We start from the raw sequence: 22,396 nt of genomic DNA on the forward strand, positions 1-22,396 counted from the left end.
GAATGTGGCTGGTCGCGCAGTTCCCCGCGCCCCTCACGGGGCGCCCCGATACAGGCTGCCCTGCTAGAGGCGTGCCCTCGTCGCCTCCACCAGGCGTACGACCGACTCGTCGGCGACATCCGCCACCTCGTCGTACGCGAACCAGCGCAGGTCCAGTGACTCGTCGCTGATCGCCTCTACGGCGTCCGCAGGGGCCATAGCCGCGTACTGCACGTCGAGGTGCTGGGTGCACGGCCCGGGGATCGGGTGGCGGTCCAGGCGCACCGGGCCGCCCGCCAGCAGCGTCAGGCCCGGCACGCCGGACTCCTCCGTCGCCTCGCGCAGCGCGGCCGCGGCCAGCGTCGGGTCGCCCGGCTCGCAGTGGCCGCCCATCTGGAGCCACATCCGCAGCTTCTTGTGCAGGGTGAGCAGCACGCGCCCGCGCGAGGGGTCGACGACCAGGGCGCTGGCCGTCACGTGCCCGTCCGTGCAGGACTTCCACATGCCGTCGGCGGGGTGCGCGGCGAGGTGGTCCAGGTAGTACTGGCGCAGCTCGTCCTGGTCCTCGTAGCCCTTCAGTACGAGGACCGTGTCGTCGTGCAGGCTCACTTGCCGTCGTCGTCCTTGGAGTCGTCGCCCTCGTCCTTCGTGAGGTCGGGTTTGGCGGAGCCGCCGCCGGCCGCCTCGCCGAGCATCTTGTCCAGCTCGGAGAAGTCCATCTGCTCGCGGTGCACGAAGCCGTCCGGGTCGTCCAGGTCGGACGCCGTCGGCAGCATGTCCGGGTGCTCCCACAGGCCGTCGCGGCCGTCGACACCGCGCGCGTCCGTGAGCGAGGCCCACAGGCGCGAGGCGTCCCGCAGCCGGCGCGGGCGCAGCTCGAGGCCGATCAGCGTGGCGAACGTCTGCTCCGCGGGGCCGCCCGTCGCACGGCGGCGGCGCAGCGTCTCCCGGAGGGCGTCGGCGGACGACAGGCGGGGCTTCGCGGCGGCGTGGACCACCGCGTCCACCCAGCCCTCCACGAGCGCGAGAGCCGTCTCCAGGCGGGCCAGGGCGGCCTTCTGTGCCGGGGTGTCCTCGGGCTGGAACATGCCCTGCTGGAGGGCCTCCTGCAGCTGCTCCGGATTCTGCGGGTCGAGCTGGCCGACCACGTCCTCCAGCTTGGCCGTGTCGACCTTGATCCCGCGGGCGTAACCCTCGACGGCGCCGAAGAGGTGCGAGCGCAGCCACGGGACGTGGGCGAAGAGCCGCTGGTGGGCGGCCTCGCGCAGCGCCAGATAGAGCCGCACCTCGTTCTTGTCGATGCCCAGGTCCTTGCCGAAGGCCTCGATGTTCACCGGGAGGAGCGCGGCCTTGCCGGACGGGCCGAGGGGGAGGCCGATGTCGGTGGAGCCGACGACCTCGCCCGCGAGCACGCCCACGGCCTGGCCGATCTGCTGGCCGAACATGGCGCCGCCCATGGAGCGCATCATGCCGATCAGCGGGCCCGCCATGGCCTGCATCTCCTCGGGCAGCACGTCGCCCATGGCCAGGCCGACGCGCTCGGCGACGGGGTCGACGAGCTCCTTCCACACCGGCAGGGTCGCCTCGACCCACTCGGCGCGGCTCCACGCGACGGCCGTGCCCGACCCGGACGGCAGCGACGTCGCGTCGTCCAGCCACAGGTCGGCCAGGCGCACGGCCTCCTCGACGGCGGAGCGCTCGGCGGGGCCGACGCTGGCGTCCTTGGTGCCGTCCGCCGTGCCCTGGGACACGGTCTGGCGGGCGATGTCCTTGGCCATGTCCCAGTTCACCGGGCCGCCCTCGTACGAGAGCATCTGGCCGAGCTGCTGGAACGCGGCGCCCAGGTCGTTCGGATTCATGGAACCGAACATCGCGGCGAACGGGTTGTCACCGCCGCCGGCTCCGGGGAACCCCCCGAAACCGAACGGGTTCGCGGGGCCACCGGCGCCCTGCCCGCCCTGACCCCCGCTCTGTCCCTCTCCAGGGGATCCCTTCTTCTTGCCCTCGTCGCCGTCTTCCGGCTCCTCCGGCGGAAGGCCGAATCCGAATGGGGTGTCACTCACGGGATTCCTCGGCTCGTCAGGCCGCCGGTATCGTTCCGGCGGCGGCTGCCCTACAACACCACCCAGCGTAGACACCGTGACGGGTTCGGGCCTCGGTGCTTCGCCGACTCACGGCCTGCGGCAGGATGGATGCCACCTGGTACGTACGCGTCATACGCGTACGTACTGAAGACAACCGCTGGAGACGCCCGGTGAGTTCCCCAGATCCACAGGTTCGCGCAGCGCGAAACCCCTCAACCCCGGCGCCCGTCCGAGGGCCGGTAGTCGCCGTGACCGGCGCCGCCTCCGGAGTGGGTGCGCTCCTGACCGAGCGCCTCGCCGCATCGGAGGCGATCAAGCAGGTCATCGCCATCGACGAGCGCCGGGGCGACTGCACGCAGGCGCAGTGGCACATCCTGGACGTGCGGGATCCGGCCATCGCCGAGAAGCTGCGCGGCGCGGACGTCGTGGTGCACCTGGCGCTCGATCTCGACCTGGAGACGGACGCCGCGGCCCGCACTGCGTACAACGTGCGCGGCACCCAGACCGTGCTGACCGCGGCCGCGGCGGCCGGCGTGCACCGTGTCGTGCTCTGCACGTCGGCGATGGTCTACGGAGCGCTGCCCGACAACGAACTGCCCCTCTCCGAAGACGCCGAACTGCGCGCCACCGCGGAGGCCACCGGTGTCGGTGACCTCCTGGAGGTCGAGCGTCTCGCCCGCAGGGCGCCCCGCGCGCACCCCGGCCTCAACGTCACCGTCGTGCGGCCCGCGATCCTGGTCGGCGGCACGGACACGGCCCTCACGCGCTACTTCGAGTCGCCCCGGCTCCTGGTCGTGGCGGGCTCGCGCCCCGCCTGGCAGTTCTGCCACGTCGAGGACCTGTGCAGCGCTCTGGAGTACGCCGTCCTGGAGAAGGTCGACGGCGAGCTGGCCGTCGGCTGCGACGGCTGGCTGGAGCAGGAGGAGGTCGAGGAGCTCAGCGGGATCCGGCGCATGGAGCTGCCGTCGACGGTCGCGCTCGGCGCCGCCGCCCGGCTGCACCGCATCGGCCTGACCCCGTCCCCGGCCGGTGACCTCGCGTACACGATGTACCCGTGGGTGGTCAGCGTCAGCGGACTGCACGACGCCGGGTGGCGGCCGCAGTGGACCAACGAGGAAGTCCTCGCGGAGCTGCTCGAAGAGGTTGCGGGGCGGCGCACCGTGGCCGGTCGGCGGCTCGGGCGCAAGGACGCCACGGCCGCGGGCGCGGCGGGTGCGACGGTCGCGCTGCTGGGCGCCGCGGCGGTGGTGCGCAGGGCGCGGAAGGCGCGGCGGAGGATCTGAGACACGCCGGGCCGCCGTCCGCGGGCAGCTCCTGTGGGGAGCGCCCAGCGGGCGGCCCCTGTAGGGAACTCCAAGGCGACACGCGCGCGTGCCGGGCGAAAGGTCTATTCCGTGATGCCCGTGCCGTGCGGCACCATGGCCGCATGGCACGCACCACGATGGACCACCCCGGCGAGCAGGCCGCGCAGGACCCGATCCGCCTCCTGGCGATCCGCGACACCCCGCTCTCCCTGGACGAGGTCTTCCAGGCCGTCGGCGACGACGCGGCGGGCGGCACGGCGCTCTTCGTGGGGACCGTGCGCAACCACGACGGCGGCGCGGACGTCGACGAGCTGGGGTACTCGACCCACCCCACCGCCGAGGCCGAGATGCGCCGGGTGGCCGAGAAGGTCGTCGCCGAGTTCCCGGTGCGCGCCCTTGCCGCGGTGCACCGCGTCGGGGACCTCGCCGTCGGCGATCTCGCGGTGGTCGTGGCCGTCTCCTGCCCGCACCGCGCCGAAGCCTTCGACGCCTGCCGCAAGCTGATCGACGACCTCAAGCACGAGGTGCCGATCTGGAAGCACCAGCGTTTCTCCGACGGCAAGGAAGAGTGGGTCGGCGCGTGTTGAGCCGGCCGGCGCCGGTGGCTCCGACCGCGTGACCGGCGCTCCGGTTGCGTAACCCGACCCCTGCCGTGAGCGTTGACCATGCGGATGGTTAATCTGCTGATCAGTCAGTTGCGGTGGCTCACGGGTTCGGGAGGTCGGCATGGCATCACTTGCCTGGTTGCTCATTCCGCTCCTGGCGGCCGTCGGCGCGGGTCTGTGGGGCAGCTGGGCGACCCGCAACCGCAAGTCCGGCCGCACGGGTGACGCCAACGAGCTCAACGGCTACGCGGCCTTCCGCGAGGCGATGGAGAAGCCCCGCACCGGGAGCTGAGAGCCCCGTACGGACCGGCCCCGGGGGTGCCCTCACAGGCAGGTCCCGTACTGTCGTTCCATGCCACGCCGCACTGCGACGATGCTCGCCTCCACCTTGATGCTGATCGCGCTGCTCTGCGCCGGAGTACTCATCAAAGTGCCGTACTCGGAGATGTCCCCCGGGCCCACGGTGAACACCCTCGGCGACCACGACGGCGAACCGGTGCTGCAGATCTCCGGTCACAAGACCTATCCCACGACCGGCAACCTCAACATGACGACGGTCAGGGTCACCAGCGCCGACTACGACATGAACCTCGCGGAGGCCGTCTACGGCTGGCTGGCACACGACAACATCGTGGTGCCGCACGACACGCTCTACCCGGACGGCAAGACCGAGCAGCAGTCCTCCCAGGAGAACGCCGAGGAGTTCAGCCAGTCCCAGGAGAGCGCCAAGGTCGCGGCGCTCAGGCAGCTGAACATTCCGGTGAAGTCCCAGGTGATCGTCTCCACCGTCTTCAAGGGCGACCCGGCGGAGGGCAAGCTGCACGCGGGCGACGTCATCCGCAAGGTGGACGGCAAGCCCGTCAAGGAGATGACGGACGTCGCGAAGCTCGTCACCGATCACAAGCCCGGTGACACGGTCACCTTCACCGTCGTCCCGGTCAAGGCCGCGGCCGCCGCCGAGAAGGCGGGCAAGGCGCCGACCGAGACCGAGGAAGTCAAGATCAAAACGAAGGGCGCGGAGGACGACGCGGACCGCGCGGTCGTCGGCATCAAGGCGGGCACCGACCACACCTTCCCGTTCACGATCGACATCAAGCTGGCCGACGTGGGCGGGCCGAGCGCCGGCCTGATGTTCGCCCTCGGCATCGTCGACAAGCTGACTCCGGACGACCTCACTGGCGGCAAGTTCGTGGCCGGCACCGGCACCATCGTGGCCGACGGCAAGGTCGGCCCGATCGGCGGCATCGAGATGAAGACCGTCGGCGCCCGCGACAAGGGCGCCGAGTACTTCCTCACGCCGAAGGGCAACTGCGCGGCCGCCGCCGAGGACGTCCCCGACGGCCTCACGCTCGTCAAGGTGGACACCATCGCCGACGCCGTGAAGTCCCTGGAGAAGATCCGCAAGGGAAACACCGCCGACCTGCCGAAGTGCACCAAGGGCTGACCGGCCGGACCGGGCCCCGACACAGCTGTGCGCGGGTGGGGCACCCCACCCGCGCACAGAACGGAATCTGACGTACCGCTACGCGAACGTCGCCGCGAGCGCCTCCGCCAGGCCGGGCACCAGGTCCGAGCCGGTGAGGACCTCGGTCGGCGAGTCCTTCTCGCGCAGCCGCAGCGCGGACTCGCGCGCACCGTCACGGAGCACCGCGACCGTCATCCGGACCTCCTGGCGGTCCGGGTGCTCGGCCACCCACTTCGCGAGCTGCGCCTCACCGAGACCGTCCGGGACGGACGCCTCGGCGGACGGCGGCAGCATCAGGCGCTCCACGGTGAGGGCGCAGCCCGCCACCGCGTCCGGCCAGGCGATGGTGCCGAGGAATTCGTCCAGCGGCTTGTCCGCGGGAATCTCCTCCTGCTCGATGGGGGTCAGGCCGGCGTGCTCCACGCCGTCGTCGAGGCCGAGCTGGGAGGCGAGGCCGGGTTCTTGGGTACGCAGTCGCGCGGTGTCGACCAGCGCGAAGAGGCGTGCGGGCCGGTCCCAGCCGAGGCCGGATACGTACTCGTCGATCTCGAGTACCGCCCGGGTGAGGGGGCTCGCTGCCATGGGAGTGTTGGACATGGTCACAATCCTGCCTCGTTAGTCCCGAGAAACGGGAACCGAGTAAAGCGTAGGTAAGTTGCATAGGTGTGGCTCCACGATCTCCGGGGCCTGATGGACCAACAGCGAATCAACAGCGAACTTCGAGGTGCGCACCTTGGCTTTCCAGATGCCGGACCGCGGCGGAGGCCCGACGGGGCCACGGATCAGAGTGGGCCGACCCTCCCGGCGTGTCCGGACCCTGCTCATGACACTGGGGGTGCTGGCCGTACTGGCCATGGCCTTCGTCATGTTCTCGGGGTTCTGGACGGACTGGTTGTGGTACCGCTCGGTCAATTACTCATCGGTCTTCACGACGACCCTGTGGACCAAGATCGGCCTGTTCTTCGTCTTCGGCCTCCTCATGGCGGCCGCAGTCGGCGTGAACATCTGGCTGGCGCACCGGCTGCGCCCGCCACTGAGTGCCATGTCGATGGAGCAGCAGAGCCTCGACCGGTACCGCATGGGCATCGCCCCGTACAAGAAGTGGCTGCTCATCGGGGTCACCGCCCTGGTGGGACTGATCGCGGGCGCGTCCGCCGCGGGTCAGTGGCGCACCTGGCTCCTGTGGGTCAACGGCGTGTCCTTCGGCCAGAAGGACCCGCAGTTCCACATGGACGTGGCGTTCTTCGCCTTCGACCTGCCCTGGTACCGCTTCCTGCTGGGCTTCGGCTTCGCGGCCACGGTGCTCTCCCTGGTCGCCGCCGCCCTGACGCACTACCTGTACGGCGGGCTGCGGATCACCAGCCCCGGCGCGCGCGCCACCGCCGCGGCCACCGGTCACCTCTCGGTGCTGCTCGGCGTCTTCGTGTCGCTCAAGGCCATCGCGTACTGGCTCGACCGGTACGGCCTCGCGGTGAAGTCCAGTGACTTCAAGGCGACGGACAACTGGACCGGCCTGAAGTACGTCGACGCGAACGCGTACCTGCCGGCGAAGACGATCCTGTTCTGCATCGCCGTCATCTGCGCCATCCTCTTCTTCGCCACGCTGTGGCGGCGCACCTGGCAGCTGCCGGTCATCGGCTTCGGCCTGATGGTGCTCTCGGCGATCCTCATCGGCGGGCTCTACCCCGCGATCGTCCAGAAGTTCCAGGTCCAGCCGAACGAGCAGGCCAAGGAAGCGCCGTACATCGAGAAGAACATCGAGGCCACCCGCCACGCCTACGGCATCAGCGGGGTGAAGCCCGAGGACTACAAGGGCGCGGGCAAGGTCGACGAGGACCCCAAGAAGAAGCGCGAGGACGCGGACACGGCGGCCAACTACCGGCTGAACGACCCGAACATCGTCTCGCCGACCTTCCAGCAGCTGGAGCAGGAGCGCAGCTACTACCAGTTCCCGAAGACGCTGGACGTGGACCGCTACAACGGCCAGGACACCATCATCGGCCTGCGCGAGCTGAACGTGAACAAGCTCGACAAGCGGAACTGGATCAACGACCACTTCGCCTACACCCACGGCTACGGAGTGGTCGCCGCCAAGGGCACGGAGACCAAGCCCGGCTCCAAGGGCGCCCCGGCGTTCACCGAGGCGGGCCTGCCCACCACCGGCAACCTCGGTGAGTACGAGCAGCGGATCTACTACGGCGAGAAGACGTCCCAGTACTCGATCGTGGGCGGGCCCCAGAAGGAGCTCGACTACGAAGAGGACGGCGGCGGTCAGAAGACCTACAGCTACAAGGGCGACAGCGGGGTCAACCTCTCCAACCCGATCAACCGCGCCGCGTACGCGGTGTCCTTCGGAGAGCCGCAGATCCTGTACTCCGGAGCCATCGGCGAGGGATCGCGGATCCTCTACAACCGCACTCCGAAGGAGCGCGTGGAGGCCGTGGCCCCGTGGCTGACCATCGACGGCGACGTCTACCCGACGGTCGTGGACGGCCGCATCCAGTGGGTCGTCGACGCCTACACGACCAGCAACGGCTATCCGTACGCCTCGCGGACGACGCTCGGTGACACCACCGCCGACTCCCTGTCGCAGGCCGACAGCCAGCGCACGGTGATCGCCCAGCAGAACCAGGTCAACTACATCCGGAACTCGGTGAAGGCCACCGTCGACGCGTACACCGGCGACGTCAAGCTCTACACCTGGGACGAAGAGGACCCGGTCCTGAAGACCTGGAAGAAGGCGTTCCCGGGCACCGTCAAGGACAAGAGCGAGATCCCGCCGAAGCTGATGGACCACCTGCGCTACCCGCAGGACATGTTCAAGGTCCAGCGCGAGCTGCTCACGAAGTACCACGTCACGGACCCCGGCCAGTTCTACAACGCGAGTGACGCCTGGCAGGTCCCGAACGACCCGACGAAGAAGGACGACAGTGCGGTCCCGCCGTACTACCTGTCCCTGAAGTCGCCGGGCCAGACACAGCAGCAGTTCTCTCTGACGACGACGTTCACCCCGAGTGAGCGGCCCAACCTACGGGCCTTCATGACGGTCGACGCCGATGCCAGAAGTGCGAACTACGGCAAGATGCAGCTGCTCAGAGTCCGGGGTGACGTCGACGGCCCCGAACAGGTGCAGAACAAGCTGAACTCCATGACGGAAGTCGGCAACTTCGTCCGTGACATGAAGGGCGCCGACTCCGACGTCCTCTACGGCAATCTGCTGACCGTGCCACTGGACGACGGCTTCCTATACGTCGAGCCCGTCTACGTACAGGGACGCAAGTCGGCGTATCCCCTTCTGAAGAAGGTCGCTGTGTCGTACGGCACGGAGACCGCCTTCGCGGACACCCTCAGCGAGGGCCTCAACCAGGTCTTCAGTACGGAAGGGACCACCAAGCCGCCGGCCGACGATCCGGGCGAGGACGAGCCGACCAAGCCGCCGAAGACGAACGACCCGACGGTCCAGGACGCGCTCGACGACGCCCAGAAGGCCTTCGAGGACGGCGAGGCGGCCATGAAGGAGAACGACTGGAAGGCGTACGGCGAGGCGCAGGAGCGGCTCCAGGAGGCTCTGGAGCGGGCCGAGGAGGCGTCGGCGAAGGCCAAGGAGAAGGACGACAAGGCCGCCGACAAGAACGCCGACAAGCCGGAGCCCGACAAGACCGAGTAGTGGGTGGTCAAGCTGCCCTCTCGCGCCGTGGTACGGTTTCAACACAACGGCGCGGGGTGGAGCAGCTCGGTAGCTCGCTGGGCTCATAACCCAGAGGTCGCAGGTTCAAATCCTGTCCCCGCTACTGCAAGGTGAAGGCCCGGATCCTTACGGATCCGGGCCTTCGTCGTGTGTGCCGGGTGTCGGTGCTCGTCGTGTGCGGGTGTCCTATGCCAAGACATGCGAACGGTGCTCGGTAGGGGGAGAGTTGGGAGATCTGTGTTTGACTTATCTCTCTGTGGGCATGTCGACAAAACGCTGAAGTGACCTCACTGGCTGCGGTATACCAGGTGTACCCAGGTTGCAGGTGGTGCGACGATGGACGTTATGGGGGACAAGGCAACTCTGTTGGAGACAGGGCGGTTTGTGCAGCCGGCCGACCGGGAGGATCCCGGGGCGGCCGCGGAGGAGATGCGCCACCGGCTGGCCGCCGAGGCCGGCGACGTGGACGCGATGAGCGTTCTCGGAAGCCTTCTGCTGCGCCGCGGTGATCTCGACGGCGCCGAATCCCTGCTGCGCGCGGCGACCGCCGAGGGCGACCGCGCCGCCGCCAACAACCTCGGAGTCCTCCTCCACCAGCGCGGATACGCGGACGAGGCGGCCGGCTGGTGGCGGGTCGCAGCCGTCGCGGGATCCGCCGCGGCCGCGCACGCGCTCGGCCGCCACCACCGCGAGCGCGGCGACGAGCCCGCCGCCGAGTACTGGCTGCGCCAGTCCGCCGAGCAGGGCCACACCCTCGGGGCGTACGCGCTCGCGGACCTCCTGGAGCACCGCGGTGACGTCGGCGCCGAGCGCTGGCTGCGGGTCGCCGCCGAGCGCGGCCACCGTGAGGCCGCGTACCGCCTGGCCCGCGCGCTCGACCGCCGGGCCGGCACGGAGGGCGCCGAGCAGCCCGCCCGCGCGGGCCGCGCCGACGCCGCCGCGCGTACGCCCGCCGACGAGGCCGAGCAGTGGTACCGCCAGGCGGCCGCCCGCGGCCACCGGCGCGCCGCCCTGCACCTCGGCTCCATCCTGGAGCGGCGCGGCGAGCTGAAGGAAGCGGGCCGCTGGTACCTCAACTCCGCCAAGGACGGGGAGGCGAGAGCGGCCTGCGCGCTGGGCTTCCTGCTGCGGGACGCCGGCGACGAGGAGAGCGCCGCCGTGTGGTGGCTCAAGGCCGCCCAGGACGGCGACGGGAACGCCGCGAACGCGCTGGGCGCGCTGCACGCCGAGCGCGGCGAGACACAGACCGCCGAGCGCTGGTACCGCGCCGCCATGGACGCGGGCGATGTGAACGGCGCGTACAACCTCGGGCTGCTCTGCGCCGAGCAGGGCCGCACCGCGCACGCCGACCAGTGGTACCGCCGCGCCGCGTACGCGGGACACCGCGAGGCGGCCAACGCGCTCGCCGTGCTGCTGCTCCAGGGCGGCGACGCGGCCGGGGCCGAGCCGTGGTTCTCCAAGGCCGCGGAGGCGGGCAGCGTCGACGCCGCGTTCAACCTCGGGATCCTGTACGCGAGCCGGGACGACGAGGCCGCCGCCCTGCGGTGGTACGAGCGCGCGGCCGCCGCAGGGCACACCGACGCCGCGCTCCAGGTCGGCACCGCGCGGCTGCGCGAGGGCGACGACCAAGAGGCCGAGCGGCACCTGCGGTGTGCCGCGGGAGGCGGCAGCGCCGAGGCGGCGTACCGGCTCGGGATGCTGCTCGACGCGCGTCGCCCCCCCGCGGGGCCGCCGGCGCTCGGCGAGCCCGCCGCGGAGAAGACCGAGTGCGAGGAGTGGTACGAGAGGGCGGCCCAGCAGGGCCACCGGCGGGCCCAGGTCCGGGTGGGCATGCTCGCCTCGGGCCGTGGCGACGTCGTCGAGGCCGCCAAGTGGTACCGCAAGGCCGCCGAGGCCGGCAGCCGGAACGGCGCGTTCAACCTCGGGCTGCTGCTCGCCCGCGAGGGCAGCGAGCCGGAGGCAGCCCTGTGGTGGACGCGGGCCGCCGACGCGGGCCACGGCCGCGCGGCACTCCGCCTCGCCCTGCTCTACGCCCGGCGCGGGCAGCTGGCGCAGGGCCAGCGGTGGGCCTCGCGGGCGGTCGACCTCGGCCCCGCGGAGGTCTCCGAGCGGGCGGGCCGGCTGCGCGAGGCGCTGCGCCAGGAGCTCTCCGCGTAGGTCTCCACCCCGGGCGGGTCGGAGCGCGGCAGAACAGATTTGCGCTGGTCGTAGCGTTGACGTACTGTTGTGTTTACCGACGCGGGGTGGAGCAGCTCGGTAGCTCGCTGGGCTCATAACCCAGAGGTCGCAGGTTCAAATCCTGTCCCCGCTACTGAAACCGAAGGCCCGGAACCAGATCATGGTTCCGGGCCTTCGGCGTTGTCTGCGCCCGCGCCTCGCGCGGCGCTACTTGTGGCCCACCGCCTCCTCGTACAGCGTGCGGTCCACCACCTTCTCCTCCGGCACTTTGGCCCCCTCCGAGACGCCCGCCGCTCGGTACGCGTCTTGCAGGCGGTCCGTCGTGCCCGCGCGGATCTCCCAGTCCATGCGGAGGGACGGCGTGGCGAGCAGCACCTCCTCGTCCGTCTCCAGGAGCTGTGCGAGCTTCGCAGCGAAGGCCTTGTCGGTCTTGTAGTCACCCGCGAAGTACGTGTTCACCGTGCGGATGTACGCGCGCAGCAGGGCGACGCCCGCGTCCGGGTCCTCCCTGAGGAGGTTCGGGCCGAAGAGGAGGCCGCCCAGCGGCTCGCCCTGGGGCTGGCCGCCCAGGAACGCGTACCTCTTGTCGCCGTCGACCTTGCGCCAGACCGGGTCGAGCAGCCAGGCCGAGTCGATGCCGCCGTTCTGGAGGGCGGTGAGGACGTCGGCCGAGTCCAGCTGCTGGAACCGGATCTTGTCGAGGCCGCCGCCGTGCTTCTTCAGGGCCTTGTTCATGGGGTACGCGATGACGGACCCCTTGCCGATCATCGTGCCGAGCCTGCGGCCCGCCATGGGGACCCGGTCCGCGGTCTCGTCCTTCTTCAGCCGTACCCACAGGCCGCTCTTCGAGCGGGGGGCGGGGGAGAAGTTGCCGGCCGTCCACTTGATGTCGAACCCGCTGGAGATGCCGTTCATCACGGCGGCTTCCGGGGCCGCCCACTGGGCGTCGAGGTCGCCCTTGGCGAGGAGGGGGAGCGCGTCGGGGGTGGGCAGCACCTTCAGTTCGACGTTCAGGCCCTCCTTCTTGAACTCGCCCTTTTCCACGGCCGTTTGGAGGGGGCCGACGTATTCGGCGCTCAGGGTGCCGGTCGCGATCGTCAGGCGGCGCTCCTCGGCGAGCGGCTCGGGCGCGGGTGTGTTCGGAGCGCAGCGGGCCGGTCTGCGGTCGGGGGACAGGTCGGCGGGGTCGGTCCAGCTGCCCTTGCCGCAGCCGGCCACCGGGGTGACCGTGCGGGGCCCGGTGGGTGCGGCGGTCTCCGGGACGTCGTCGTTCTCCGCGCAGCCCGCGGCGGCGAGCAGCGAGCCCGCGACGAGCAGCGTGAACGCGGTGGTGCGGATATGTGTCATGGCGGTGGTGCGGATACGCGTCGAGGCAGTGGTGCGGATACGTGTCATGACTGGCTCCGGCCGCGGTCGCGCGGGGCCCAGGGGGTGAGCAGGCGGCCCGCGATCCGCACCAGCTCGGAGAAGACGACGCCGAGCAGGGCGACGCAGACGATGCCGACGAACATCACGTCGTTCTGGAAGAGGGCGCGCGAGTCGAAGATCAGGTGGCCGAGGCCGTCGGCCGCCGCGATCTGCTCCGATGCGACGATCACCAGGACGGCGACGCCCGCGGCGATCCGCGCGCCGACGAGGACGGCGGGCAGGGACGCGGGCAGCAGGACGTGGCGGAACATCTGCCAGGGCGAGGCGCCGAAGACCTGACCCGCGTCGCGGTGTCCCGACGGGACGGCGAGGACCGCCGCCATCGTCGAGATCCAGACGAAGAAGAAGACCGTGGCGGCGACGAGCGCGATCTGCGGGCCCTCGCCGAGCCCGAACATGTTGAGGAAGACGGGGAGGAGCGCCAGCTTCGGGACGACGTACAGCGCGTCGAGCGTGGGCTCCAGCGCGGCCCGTACTACGGAGAGCGTGCCCATCAGGAGGCCCAGTGCGTACCCGGCGGCCGTGCCGATCGCGTATCCGGCGAGCACGCGCTTCAGCGTGGCCCATACGTCCGGCCACAGCTCGCCGTCGGCGGCGCGGTGCCAGCCGTCCTCCAGGATGGTCTGCGGCGCCGGGTAGACGCGGTCGTCGATCCAGCCGCGGACGGCGGCCAGCTGCCACAGCAGGATGAGCGCAGCGGGCACGCCCACGGCGAGCGACAGCTCCAGGGCGCGGCGGCGGCGATGGGTGCGGGCGGGGTGCAGCTCCTGCGGGCCAGGCTTTCTGACCAGCAGGTCCTCTTGCGGGGCGGGACTCTTGCCGGTGGCCGGGGTGGTGCTCGTGGTCCTTGTCATGCCGCGGCCGCCGTGCCGACCTCGGCCCGCAGCAGCTCCCACAGCTCGCCCTTGAGGGCGGTGAACTCGGGTGCGGTACGGATCTCGCCGCCGCGGGGGCGCGGAAACGGCGGGCGGCGCTCGGCGATGACGCGGCCGGGTCGGGCCGACATCACGAGGACGCGGTCGCCCAGGACGATCGCCTCTTCGAGGCTGTGGGTGACGAACAGCGTCGTGGTGCGAGTGGTTTGTGTGAGGGCGAGCAGCTCATCCTGGAGGATGACGCGGAGTTGGGCGTCGAGGGCGGCGAAGGGCTCATCCATCAGGAGGATCTCGGGCTCCACTGCCAGCGCGCGGGCGATCGCGACGCGCTGACGCATGCCTCCGGAGAGGGCGGCTGGGTAGGCGTCGGTGAAGTCGGCGAGGCCCATGCGGGTCAGCCAGTCCGTGGCGCGCGCGTTCGCCTCGCGGCGGGGGACCTTCTGGATGTCCAGGCCGAAGCGGACGTTGGCCCGGACGGTCTTCCAGTCGTAGATGCCGTAGTCCTGGAAGATCATCGCGACGGGGTGGCGGGCGGCCGTGCGGATGGTCAGCTCGCCGGAGCCGGGGCGCAGGAGGCCGGCGGCGATGCGGAGGAGGGTCGACTTCCCGCAGCCCGAGGGGCCGACGAGGCAGGTGAACTCGCCGGGGGCGATCTCCAGGTCGACGGGGCCGAGTGCGTGCACCGCCCTGGCGGCTCGGCCGAAGGTTCTGGTCACTGCGTGGGCGCGGAGTTTGGGGTGCGGATCTTCCACGGCTTCTCCTCGCGGAGGGCAGGCGGATGTCGGACGCCGCAGAGAATATGACGGGGCGTCAGATTCTGGAAGGGGTCGGCCCCGGCCGGGAGGCGCACGGCGAAGGCCCCCGGCGCGGTGCCGGGGGCCTTCGAAGTCGTACGAAAAGTCGTACGGAAAAGGGCTACGCCGCCGCGCAGCTCGGGCAGACGCCGCGGTACGTGACCTCCACGTCCTCGACCGTGAAGCCGAAGCGCTCCGAGTCGGGGAGGCTCGCCAGGGGGTTGCCCGTGGGGTGGACGTCGCGGATGGCGCCGCAGCGGGCGCAGACCAGGTGCTGGTGGGGGCGGTGCGCGTTCGGGTCGTACCGCTTGGCGCGGCGGTCGGTCGAGACTTCGAGGATCTCGCCGAGGCTCACGAGCTCGCCCAGGGTGTTGTAGACGGTGGCACGGGAGATCTCGGGCAGCTTGTCCGTGGCGCGGGCGTGCACCTCGTCGGCCGTGAGGTGGACGTGGTCCCCGTCGAGGACCTCGGCGACGACGCGCCGCTGCGCCGTCATGCGCCAGCCGCGGCCACGCAGTCGTTCCAACAGGTCACTCATGGAAGCCAGCCTAACAGGCGGGGGACCTCAGTCCCGAACGGGTGTGACTTTGGATTCTCGCTTGACTTAGACAAAGTCCATCGTAGGATCGAGTACGGCAAACGCCAAGGGACAGGGCCGACGGACAGGACTGGCAGGAATGACGCAGGAGGCGCACGTGACGCAGGGACCGCTCACCACGGAGGCCGGGGCGCCGGTCGCCGACAACCAGAACAGTGAGACCGCGGGCGTCGGCGGTCCGGTTCTGGTCCAGGACCAGCTGCTTCTGGAGAAGCTCGCCCACTTCAACCGCGAGCGGATCCCGGAGCGGATCGTGCACGCCCGCGGCGCCGGTGCGTACGGCACCTTCACGCTGACCCGGGACGTCTCCCAGTGGACGCGTGCGAAGTTCCTCTCCGAGGTCGGCAAGGAGACCGAGACGTTCCTGCGGTTCTCCACCGTGGCCGGCAGCCTCGGCTCGGCCGACGCCGTGCGCGACCCGCGCGGCTGGGCGCTGAAGTTCTACACCGAAGAGGGCAACTACGACCTCGTCGGCAACAACACCCCGGTCTTCTTCATCCGGGACGCCATCAAGTTCCCCGACTTCATCCACACCCAGAAGCGGGACCCCTACACGGGCTCGCAGGAGGCGGACAACGTCTGGGACTTCTGGGGTCTCTCCCCGGAGAGCACCCACCAGGTGACCTGGCTCTTCGGCGACCGCGGCATCCCCGCTTCGTACCGCCACATGGACGGCTTCGGCTCGCACACGTTCCAGTGGAACAACGAGGCCGGTGAGGTCTTCTGGGTCAAGTACCACTTCAAGACCGAGCAGGGGATCAAGAACCTCACCGCCCAGGAGGCCGAGATCCTCGCGGGCAAGGACCCCGACTCGCACCAGCGCGACCTGCGCGAGGCCATCGAGCGCGGCGACTTCCCGTCCTGGTCCGTGCAGGTGCAGATCATGCCGGCGGCCGACGCGGCGACCTACCGCTTCAACCCGTTCGACCTCACGAAGGTGTGGCCGCACGCGGACTACCCGCCGATCGAGATCGGCAAGCTGGAGCTCAACCGCAACCCGGAGAACGTCTTCGCCGAGGTCGAGCAGGCCATCTTCAGCCCCGCGCACTTCGTGCCCGGCATCGGCCCGTCCCCCGACAAGATGCTCCAGGGCCGCCTCTTCGCGTACGGCGACGCCCACCGCTACCGCGTCGGCATCAACGCCGACCACCTGCCGGTGAACCGCCCGCACGCCACCGAGGCGCGCACCCACTCCCGCGACGGCTTCCTCTACGACGGCCGTCACAAGGGCGCGAAGAACTACGAGCCGAACAGCTTCGGCGGACCGTTCCAGACGGACCGGCCGCTGTGGCAGTCCGTCCCGGTCACGGGCGGCACCGGCAACCACGAGCCGGCCAGGCACGCCGAGGACAACGACTTCGTGCAGGCGGGCAACCTCTACCGCCTGATGTCCGAGGACGAGAAGGTCCGCCTGATCGAGAACCTGGCGGGGTTCATCTCCAAGGTCTCGCGCGACGACATCGCGGAGCGCGCGATCGACAACTTCCGTCAGGCCGACGGTGACTTCGGCAAGCGGCTGGAGGCCGCGGTCCAGGCCCTGCGCGGCTGACCAGTACCACTTGCCGTGGGCAGAGCGGCGGGCCGGTTCCCTCACGGGGCCGGCCCGCCGCCGCGTTCAGCCCGCCATCGAGGCGGTGGCCGCCGCGCGCCGGCCGGGCGCCCAGCAGCGGATGATGTCGCGGACCGAGACGATCCCGGTCGGTTCGTTCCCGTCCATGACGACCAGGTGCCGGAAGCCGCCGTGCGACATGGCGTCCGCGGCGTCCTCCAGGGTCCACGAGGGACAGGCGAAGACGATCTCGGTGGTCGTGTGGGTGCCGGCGACCTCCTGGTCGGGATCCTGGCCGAGGCCCAGGGAGATGAGGATGTCCCGCTCGGTGAGGATGCCGATGCCACAGGTGTCGGGGTCCAGGACGACGGCCGCGCCGACGCGGCGGGCCGCCATCAGGTGGGCGGCCTGGCGGAGAGTGTGGGCGGGGCCGATGGTGAGGACCATCGAGCTCATGGCGTCGCGGACGAGCATGGGCGTGAGCCACCTCCTTGGTGAAACCGTGGTCTCCCGGTGGGCGAAGGATTGCCTCCGCCACCGGCTTGGAGAACGGATTCACAAGTTCACAAGTGGGGGGACTCTCAGAGTTGCAGCGATGCCGGGCGCCAACAAGGGGGCGTGCGCCGTCAGTTCAACTCGGGCGGTTCGACTCGGTGGCGCTGGGTGAGACCTCAGTAGCGCTGGTTGAGATAGCCGAGCAGCTCGTCGTGGAGCAGGCCGTTCGACGCGGCCGCGTTGCCGCTGTGCGGGCCCGGCCTGCCGTCGAGGCCGGTGAAGCTGCCGCCCGCCTCCGTCACCACGATCGCGTTCGCCGCCATGTCCCAGAGCGAGAGCTCCGGCTCCGCGCAGAGGTCGACCGACCCCTCGGCGACCATCATGTACGGCCAGAAGTCGCCGTAGCCACGGGTGCGCCAGACCGAACGCGTCAGGTCCAGGAAGCCGTCGAGGCGGCCCTGCTCCTCCCACCCGGAGAGCGAGGAGTACGCCAGCGAGGCGTCCGAGAGCCGCGAGACCTTCGAGACGTGCAGCCGGGTCGCCGAGGTGAGGGAGCGGCCCGTGTACGCGCCGCCGCCCTTCGCCGCCCACCAGCGGCGGCCGAGCGCGGGCGCGGAGACCACGCCGACCACCGGCTGGTAGCCGCCCTCGCCCGCCTCCATCAGGGAGATCAGGGTGGCCCACACCGGGACGCCGCGCACGTAGTTCTTGGTGCCGTCGATCGGGTCGATCACCCAGCGGCGCGGGCCCGTGCCCTCGACGCCGTACTCCTCGCCGAGGATCGCGTCGCGCGGCCTGGCCCGCTGGAGGTTGCCACGGATCAGCTCCTCGGCGGCCTTGTCGGCCTCGCTCACCGGCGTCATGTCCGGCTTGGTCTCGACCTTGAGGTCGAGGGCCTTGAACCGGGCCATGGTCGCGGCGTCGGCGGTGTCCGCGAGGACGTGGGCGAGACGCAGATCATCGTGGTAGTCGGGCATGGATGAACAGTATCGATCTCGTTCGGCACGATCCACAGCGCCGGGTGCGAGGCGCTGCACGGCGCTTGCGCCGGGGCTATTGACAGTGCTGCCGAGCGCGTCAACTCTGGCACGGGAGAGCCCCTAAGGGCCTGTCCGGCCCTGGGCCCGGGGAGGCGACGATGCCCGCAGCACGGGAGTCCTTACTGGACGCGGCGTACACGGCGCTCGCACGGCGGCCGTGGCCCGGCGTCCGCATGGTCGACGTCGCGGCCACCGCCGGGGTGTCCCGGCAGACCCTCTACAACGAGTTCGGCAGCAAGGACGGCCTGGCCCGCGCCCTGCTGCGGCGCGAGACGGACGGCTATCTGCACGGCGTGGAGCGCGCCCTCGCCGAGGAGCGCGAACCCGCCGACCGGCTCGCCGCCGTGGCCGCGTGGACGGTGGGCGCCGCCCGGGGCAACGTGCTGGTGCGGGCCGCGCTCACCGGCTGCTGGAGCGAGCGGCTGCCCGCGCCGAGCCGGAACGCCGGTTCCACCTCGTCGGTGCCCGCGCAGCGCCGCGCGGACGCGGGGGTGCCCACCGCCGCGGAGCTGCTCGCGCTCGTGCGGGACCGGGCGGTGCTCGCGCTCGGCGGCCGGGCCAGAAGCCGCGACCCCGAGCTGGCCCGCGCCTGCGAGAGCGCCGTCCGCCTCGCCCTGTCGTACGTCGTCGCCCCGGCCGGGAACGACGACGACCCCGCGGAAGTGGTCCGCGGGGCCATAGGGCGCTGGGTCGGCGCCAGGTAGCGGCCGGGCTAGTGCGCGGAGCCGGACAGCTGGAGGCCGATCACACCGACGATGACGAAGGAGATCGACACGATCTTGAGCGTGGAGACCAGGTCGCCGAGGAAGACCATGCCGTAGATGGCGGTGCCCGCGGCGCCGATGCCCGTCCAGACCGCGTACGCGGGCCCCACGTCCAGCTTCTTCAGCGCCAGGGTCAGCAGACCGAAGCTGCCCAGCGCGAAGCAGGCGAACGCGATCGTGGGCCAGAGCCTGGTGAAGCCGTGCGACAGCTTGAGACAGACCGCGAAGCCGGTCTCGAGAATCCCGGCGACGATGACCAGCAGCCACGCCATGTCCTTGCCTCCCGTACTCGTCCACGATGTGCGGCCGCTTCGTCCGCCCGGAATCCGGCTCGGTGCGATTATGCATTTACCTTCGCCGACGTGGCGCAAACAACGGGGAGGTCAGTCGTCGTCCCGCCGTTCCCGTGTCGCGAGCAGCCTGCGCAGGGAGTAGAGGCGCTGCGGGTCCGCGTGCCCGGCGGCCACCCAGGCGTCCAGGGCGCAGTCCTTCTCGTCGTGGCTGCAGCCGCGCGGGCAGTCCACCGTCCCCGGCTCCAGGTCGGGGAAGGCGAGGATGACGCGGGACGGGTCGACGTGGTTGAGGCCGAACGACCGCACGCCCGGGGTGTCGATCACCCAGCCGCCCACATCGGCGAGCGGCAGCGCGAGCGCGGACGTGGTGGTGTGCCTGCCGCGGCCCGTGACCGCGTTGACGTGCCCGGTCGTGCGCCGCCGCTCCTCCGGGACGAGCGCGTTGACGAGCGTCGTCTTGCCGACCCCGGAGTGCCCGACGAAGGCGGTCACCTTGCCGTCGAGCAGTTCGTGGACCCGCGCGAGCTCCGCGCCGTCGGTGAACTCCTCGCGGCTGGTGACGACATAGGGGATGTCGAGCGTGGCGTACGTCTCCAGGAGCTTGTCGGCGGAGGCCAGGTCCGACTTGGTCAGGACGAGGATGGGCTCCAGACCGCCGTCGTACGCCGCCACGACGCACCGGTCGATCAGCCGCGGACGCGGCTCGGGGTCGGCGAGGGCCGTGACGATGGCGAGCTGGTCGGCGTTGGCGACGACCACGCGCTCGTACGGGTCGTCGTCGTCGGCGGTGCGCCGCAGGACGGAGGTGCGCTCCGCGATCCGCACGATCCGCGCGAGCGTGTCCTTCTTGCCGGACAGGTCCCCGACCACGGCGACCCTGTCACCCACCACGGCGGCCTTGCGGCCCAGCTCACGGGCCTTCATCGCCATCACGATCCGGTCGTCGACCAGGACGGTCAGCCGCCCCCGGTCGACGGTGAGGACCATGCCCTCGGCCGCGTCCTCGTGCTTGGGCCTGATGTGGGTGCGGGGGCGGTTGCCCTTGCGGTTGGGGCGGACGCGGATGTCGTCCTCGTCGGGGTTCTTGCCGTAGCGGCGCATGTTCTCGTTCCGCCCGTCAGTTCCCGAGCATCCCGGTCCAGAGGTCGGGGAAGTCCGGGAGCGTCTTCGCCGTCGTCGCGACGTTCTCGATCTGTACGCCGTCCACCGCGAGGCCGATGATCGCGCCCGCGGTCGCCATGCGGTGGTCGTCGTAGGTGTGGAAGATGCCGCCGTGCAGCCGGCGCGGCCGGATGTGCAGGCCGTCGGCCGTCTCGGTGACGTCACCGCCCAGTTCGTTGATCTCCTTGGTGAGCGCGGCAAGGCGGTCCGTCTCGTGCAGACGGAGGTGGGCGACGCCGCGCAGTGTCGAGGGCGAGTCGGCGAGGGCCGCGACCGCCGCGATGCCGGGAGTGAGCTCGCCGACCTCGCTCAGGTCCACGTCGATGCCGTGGATCGAGCCGGACCCGGTGAAGACCAGGCCCTGCTCGGTCAGCTCGCAGGAGCCGCCCATCTCCGTGAAGATCTCGCGCAGCGCGTCACCGGGCTGCGTGGTGCGGGCCGGCCAGTCCGGGACGGTGACCGTGCCGCCGGTGACCAGGGCCGCGGCGAGGAACGGCTGGGCGTTCGACAGGTCGGGCTCGATGGTCAGGTCGCGGCCGAGGAGGGCGCCGGGGGCGACCCGCCACACGTCCGGCTCGCCGCCCGCCTCGGGGGTGTCCACCTGGGCGCCGACGGCGCGGAGCATGTCCACGGTCATCCGGATGTGCGGCATCGACGGCAGGGCGCCGCCCACGTGCCGCACCTCCACGCCCTGGTTGAAGCCCGGGCCCGAGAGCAGCAGGGCGCTGACGAACTGCGAGGAGGACGAGGCGTCGATCTCGACCCGGCCGCCCTCCAGGGCACCGCCGCCGTGCACGGTCAGCGGCAGGGCGCCCGGGCTGCCGTGCGAGGCGTCGTCGATGCGGGCGCCGAGTGCGCGCAGGGCGTCGATCACGCCGTGCAGGGGCCGCTCGTACGAACGGGGGTCGCCGTCGAACCGGATCGGCCCGTCGGCGAGAGTGGCGACCGGGGGCAGGAAGCGCATGACCGTGCCGGCGTTGCCCACGTCGACCGTGGCCGGGCCGTGCAGGCCCGAGGGGATCACGCGCCACGCCTCGCCGGAACCCTCCTTGCCGCCCGCGACCGAGGAGCTCGACGACACGGTCTCCTCGATGCCGACGCCCATGGCGCGCAGCGCGCCCGCCATCAGGAGGGTGTCGCGGGAGCGCAGCGGGCGGCGCAGCCAGCCCGGCTCGGCGGCCAGCGCGGCCAGGACCAACGCGCGGTTGGTGACCGACTTCGAACCGGGGACGTGGACCGTCGCGGTGACGGCTCCGCTTGCGTGCGGGGCGGGCCAGAGGGCGGTGTTCGCCGGGGTTTCGGTCATGCCTTTACTTTAGTGGCTGTGGGTGACCCTGCTCAGACGTCGAGGAGCCAGCGCCCCCCGCCCATCAGGGCACAGAGCGAGACGGCGTGGAAGAGGAAGAGCCACAGCCCCGCCGGGACGTGCGTGAGCCGCGACAGCTGGTCCGCGTCCGAGTCGCCCGCGCCCCCGCGCCTGCGCTTGGCCTGGAGCTCGAAGGCGGGACGCACGCCTCCCAGGAGCAGGAACCACACCACCGCGTACGCGAACGCCGCCTGCACGTCGGTGTCGGCCAGCCACGACACGAGCAGGAACGTGCCGCCGGTGAGGATCACCGTCAGGGCGCCGTACGCGTTGCGGATCATCACCAGCATCACGACGAGCAGCGCGGTCGCGATCCACAGGAACGCCGTGATGCGGCCCGAGGCGAGCAGGGCCGCGCCGCCGAGGCCGAGCAGCGGCGGCGCGGTGTAGCCCGCGGCCGCGGTGAGGATCATGCCGATGCCGGTGGGCCTGCCGCGCGAGACGGTCAGGCCCGAGGTGTCGGAGTGCAGCCGGATGCCGTCGAGGCGGCGCCCGGTGAGGAGGGCGACCAGGCCGTGGCCGCCCTCGTGCGCGATGGTGATGGCGTTGCGGGCGAGGCGCCATATGGCGTGCGGCACGACGACGGCGAGGGCGACGACGCCGGTCGCGATCACCAGCCACTGCTCGGGCGCCGCCTGCGTGCCGAAGACGCGGTCCCAGAGGTCGGTCAGGCTTGCGTTGGCGGTGCTTTCCATTGCTGGGAGTGGCTCCTCTGGTCGTACGCGGTCTG

General features: G+C 71.0%; 21 protein-coding genes and 2 tRNA genes. 10 read left to right on the forward strand and 13 right to left on the reverse strand.

What is annotated here, in order from left to right:
- Nucleotides 1–63: 63 nt before the first annotated feature.
- Both ACH4D5_RS11560 and ACH4D5_RS11565 read right to left on the reverse strand, forming a co-directional pair.
- Nucleotides 64–588, reverse strand: coding sequence for an NUDIX hydrolase (locus ACH4D5_RS11560; protein ID WP_398300967.1), 525 nt, complete (start codon nt 586–588; stop codon nt 64–66).
- Nucleotides 585–2,042: a zinc-dependent metalloprotease gene (locus ACH4D5_RS11565; RefSeq protein WP_398300968.1), complete on the reverse strand. Its 1,458-nt coding sequence runs from the start codon at nt 2,040–2,042 to the stop codon at nt 585–587. The genes ACH4D5_RS11560 and ACH4D5_RS11565 overlap by 4 nt, the downstream gene beginning before the upstream one ends.
- 191 nt (nt 2,043–2,233) lie before the next feature.
- Here ACH4D5_RS11565 and ACH4D5_RS11570 point away from each other — a divergent pair, with 191 nt between their 5' ends.
- The 4 genes from ACH4D5_RS11570 to ACH4D5_RS11585 all read left to right on the forward strand — a co-directional run bounded on the left by ACH4D5_RS11570 (nt 2,234) and on the right by ACH4D5_RS11585 (nt 5,416).
- Nucleotides 2,234–3,346 (forward strand): SDR family oxidoreductase, encoded by a 1,113-nt coding sequence (locus ACH4D5_RS11570; protein WP_398300969.1) that lies wholly within the window; start codon nt 2,234–2,236, stop codon nt 3,344–3,346.
- Between the two features lie 143 nt (nt 3,347–3,489).
- The gene (locus ACH4D5_RS11575) at nt 3,490–3,954 is read left to right on the forward strand and encodes a molybdenum cofactor biosynthesis protein MoaE (protein ID WP_398300970.1); all 465 of its coding nucleotides are present in this window, start codon (nt 3,490–3,492) and stop codon (nt 3,952–3,954) included.
- Nucleotides 3,955–4,093: 139 nt separating this feature from the next.
- A complete protein-coding gene (locus ACH4D5_RS11580; protein ID WP_398300971.1) occupies nt 4,094–4,264 on the forward strand; it encodes a hypothetical protein in 171 nt (56 codons plus the stop codon).
- Nucleotides 4,265–4,324: 60 nt separating this feature from the next.
- Nucleotides 4,325–5,416, forward strand: coding sequence for a PDZ domain-containing protein (locus ACH4D5_RS11585; protein ID WP_398300973.1), 1,092 nt, complete (start codon nt 4,325–4,327; stop codon nt 5,414–5,416).
- 78 nt (nt 5,417–5,494) lie between these two features.
- Here the strand turns inward: ACH4D5_RS11585 and ACH4D5_RS11590 are convergent, their stop codons facing one another.
- A complete protein-coding gene (locus ACH4D5_RS11590) occupies nt 5,495–6,034 on the reverse strand; it encodes a PPA1309 family protein (protein ID WP_362996365.1) in 540 nt (179 codons plus the stop codon).
- Between the two features lie 148 nt (nt 6,035–6,182).
- Between ACH4D5_RS11590 and ACH4D5_RS11595 the strand changes: the two genes are divergently transcribed.
- The 4 genes from ACH4D5_RS11595 (at nt 6,183) to ACH4D5_RS11610 (ending at nt 11,436) form a co-directional block, all read left to right on the forward strand.
- Complete coding sequence (locus tag ACH4D5_RS11595; protein ID WP_398301442.1) at nt 6,183–9,104, forward strand: UPF0182 family protein; 2,922 nt, start codon at nt 6,183–6,185, stop codon at nt 9,102–9,104.
- Nucleotides 9,105–9,154: 50 nt separating this feature from the next.
- Nucleotides 9,155–9,228 (forward strand) — tRNA-Met (locus tag ACH4D5_RS11600).
- Between the two features lie 233 nt (nt 9,229–9,461).
- Nucleotides 9,462–11,282 carry a tetratricopeptide repeat protein gene (locus tag ACH4D5_RS11605; RefSeq protein ID WP_398300975.1) on the forward strand — a complete coding sequence of 607 codons (1,821 nt, stop codon included), beginning with the start codon at nt 9,462–9,464 and terminating at the stop codon, nt 11,280–11,282.
- An 80-nt stretch (nt 11,283–11,362) separates the two neighbouring features.
- A tRNA-Met gene (locus ACH4D5_RS11610) sits at nt 11,363–11,436 on the forward strand.
- A 74-nt stretch (nt 11,437–11,510) separates the two neighbouring features.
- Here the strand turns inward: ACH4D5_RS11610 and ACH4D5_RS11615 are convergent.
- The 4 genes from ACH4D5_RS11615 to ACH4D5_RS11630 form a co-directional block, all read right to left on the reverse strand.
- Nucleotides 11,511–12,650 carry an ABC transporter substrate-binding protein gene (locus ACH4D5_RS11615; protein WP_398301444.1) on the reverse strand — a complete coding sequence of 380 codons (1,140 nt, stop codon included), beginning with the start codon at nt 12,648–12,650 and terminating at the stop codon, nt 11,511–11,513.
- Between the two features lie 44 nt (nt 12,651–12,694).
- Nucleotides 12,695–13,585, reverse strand: a complete 891-nt coding sequence (locus tag ACH4D5_RS11620; protein ID WP_398300977.1) for an ABC transporter permease — start codon at nt 13,583–13,585, stop codon at nt 12,695–12,697.
- Nucleotides 13,582–14,358: an ABC transporter ATP-binding protein gene (locus tag ACH4D5_RS11625; protein WP_398300979.1), complete on the reverse strand. Its 777-nt coding sequence runs from the start codon at nt 14,356–14,358 to the stop codon at nt 13,582–13,584. The genes ACH4D5_RS11620 and ACH4D5_RS11625 overlap by 4 nt, the downstream gene beginning before the upstream one ends.
- Before the next feature lie 163 nt (nt 14,359–14,521).
- Nucleotides 14,522–14,938 carry a Fur family transcriptional regulator gene (locus tag ACH4D5_RS11630; protein WP_362996355.1) on the reverse strand — a complete coding sequence of 139 codons (417 nt, stop codon included), beginning with the start codon at nt 14,936–14,938 and terminating at the stop codon, nt 14,522–14,524.
- 139 nt (nt 14,939–15,077) lie between these two features.
- Between ACH4D5_RS11630 and ACH4D5_RS11635 the strand changes: the two genes are divergently transcribed.
- Nucleotides 15,078–16,547: a catalase gene (locus ACH4D5_RS11635; protein WP_398300981.1), complete on the forward strand. Its 1,470-nt coding sequence runs from the start codon at nt 15,078–15,080 to the stop codon at nt 16,545–16,547.
- A 66-nt stretch (nt 16,548–16,613) separates the two neighbouring features.
- On the opposite strand, the gene ACH4D5_RS11640 is transcribed toward ACH4D5_RS11635, so the two are convergent.
- Complete coding sequence (locus ACH4D5_RS11640) at nt 16,614–17,021, reverse strand: cyclic nucleotide-binding/CBS domain-containing protein (RefSeq protein WP_398300983.1); 408 nt, start codon at nt 17,019–17,021, stop codon at nt 16,614–16,616.
- A 197-nt stretch (nt 17,022–17,218) separates the two neighbouring features.
- Complete coding sequence (gene hisN, locus ACH4D5_RS11645; RefSeq protein WP_398300985.1) at nt 17,219–18,019, reverse strand: histidinol-phosphatase; 801 nt, start codon at nt 18,017–18,019, stop codon at nt 17,219–17,221.
- A gap of 161 nt (nt 18,020–18,180) precedes the next feature.
- On the opposite strand from hisN, the gene ACH4D5_RS11650 reads away from it, so the two are divergent.
- Nucleotides 18,181–18,786 carry a TetR/AcrR family transcriptional regulator gene (locus tag ACH4D5_RS11650; RefSeq protein ID WP_398300987.1) on the forward strand — a complete coding sequence of 202 codons (606 nt, stop codon included), beginning with the start codon at nt 18,181–18,183 and terminating at the stop codon, nt 18,784–18,786.
- An 8-nt stretch (nt 18,787–18,794) separates the two neighbouring features.
- On the opposite strand, the gene ACH4D5_RS11655 is transcribed toward ACH4D5_RS11650, so the two are convergent.
- The 4 genes from ACH4D5_RS11655 to ACH4D5_RS11670 form a co-directional block, all read right to left on the reverse strand.
- Nucleotides 18,795–19,118: a DMT family transporter gene (locus ACH4D5_RS11655; RefSeq protein ID WP_398300989.1), complete on the reverse strand. Its 324-nt coding sequence runs from the start codon at nt 19,116–19,118 to the stop codon at nt 18,795–18,797.
- 111 nt (nt 19,119–19,229) lie between these two features.
- Nucleotides 19,230–20,240, reverse strand: a complete 1,011-nt coding sequence (gene rsgA, locus ACH4D5_RS11660) for a ribosome small subunit-dependent GTPase A (protein ID WP_398300991.1) — start codon at nt 20,238–20,240, stop codon at nt 19,230–19,232.
- A 16-nt stretch (nt 20,241–20,256) separates the two neighbouring features.
- A complete protein-coding gene (gene aroA, locus ACH4D5_RS11665) occupies nt 20,257–21,606 on the reverse strand; it encodes a 3-phosphoshikimate 1-carboxyvinyltransferase (protein WP_398300993.1) in 1,350 nt (449 codons plus the stop codon).
- A 32-nt stretch (nt 21,607–21,638) separates the two neighbouring features.
- A complete protein-coding gene (locus ACH4D5_RS11670) occupies nt 21,639–22,361 on the reverse strand; it encodes a M50 family metallopeptidase (RefSeq protein ID WP_398300995.1) in 723 nt (240 codons plus the stop codon).
- Nucleotides 22,362–22,396 lie beyond the last annotated feature (35 nt).

This window comes from Streptomyces sp. NPDC018029, from assembly GCF_044327655.1.
Taxonomy (GTDB): Bacteria; Actinomycetota; Actinomycetes; order Streptomycetales; family Streptomycetaceae; genus Streptomyces.

Bases quoted from the DNA above. Each gene is read 5' to 3' on its own strand.
- ACH4D5_RS11615 (WP_398301444.1), bottom strand. From the start codon at position 12,650: ATGACACATATCCGCACCACCGCGTTCACGCTGCTCGTCGCGGGCTCG.
- ACH4D5_RS11655 (WP_398300989.1), bottom strand. From the start codon at position 19,118: ATGGCGTGGCTGCTGGTCATCGTCGCCGGGATTCTCGAGACCGGCTTC.
- ACH4D5_RS11650 (WP_398300987.1), top strand. From the start codon at position 18,181: ATGCCCGCAGCACGGGAGTCCTTACTGGACGCGGCGTACACGGCGCTC.
- ACH4D5_RS11670 (WP_398300995.1), bottom strand. From the start codon at position 22,361: ATGGAAAGCACCGCCAACGCAAGCCTGACCGACCTCTGGGACCGCGTC.
- ACH4D5_RS11640 (WP_398300983.1), bottom strand. From the start codon at position 17,021: ATGCTCGTCCGCGACGCCATGAGCTCGATGGTCCTCACCATCGGCCCC.
- ACH4D5_RS11585 (WP_398300973.1), top strand. From the start codon at position 4,325: ATGCCACGCCGCACTGCGACGATGCTCGCCTCCACCTTGATGCTGATC.
- rsgA (WP_398300991.1), bottom strand. From the start codon at position 20,240: ATGCGCCGCTACGGCAAGAACCCCGACGAGGACGACATCCGCGTCCGC.
- ACH4D5_RS11575 (WP_398300970.1), top strand. From the start codon at position 3,490: ATGGCACGCACCACGATGGACCACCCCGGCGAGCAGGCCGCGCAGGAC.
- hisN (WP_398300985.1), bottom strand. From the start codon at position 18,019: ATGCCCGACTACCACGATGATCTGCGTCTCGCCCACGTCCTCGCGGAC.
- ACH4D5_RS11635 (WP_398300981.1), top strand. From the start codon at position 15,078: ATGACGCAGGAGGCGCACGTGACGCAGGGACCGCTCACCACGGAGGCC.
- ACH4D5_RS11595 (WP_398301442.1), top strand. From the start codon at position 6,183: ATGCCGGACCGCGGCGGAGGCCCGACGGGGCCACGGATCAGAGTGGGC.
- ACH4D5_RS11630 (WP_362996355.1), bottom strand. From the start codon at position 14,938: ATGAGTGACCTGTTGGAACGACTGCGTGGCCGCGGCTGGCGCATGACG.
- ACH4D5_RS11580 (WP_398300971.1), top strand. From the start codon at position 4,094: ATGGCATCACTTGCCTGGTTGCTCATTCCGCTCCTGGCGGCCGTCGGC.
- aroA (WP_398300993.1), bottom strand. From the start codon at position 21,606: ATGACCGAAACCCCGGCGAACACCGCCCTCTGGCCCGCCCCGCACGCA.
- ACH4D5_RS11605 (WP_398300975.1), top strand. From the start codon at position 9,462: ATGGACGTTATGGGGGACAAGGCAACTCTGTTGGAGACAGGGCGGTTT.
- ACH4D5_RS11590 (WP_362996365.1), bottom strand. From the start codon at position 6,034: ATGTCCAACACTCCCATGGCAGCGAGCCCCCTCACCCGGGCGGTACTC.
- ACH4D5_RS11620 (WP_398300977.1), bottom strand. From the start codon at position 13,585: ATGACAAGGACCACGAGCACCACCCCGGCCACCGGCAAGAGTCCCGCC.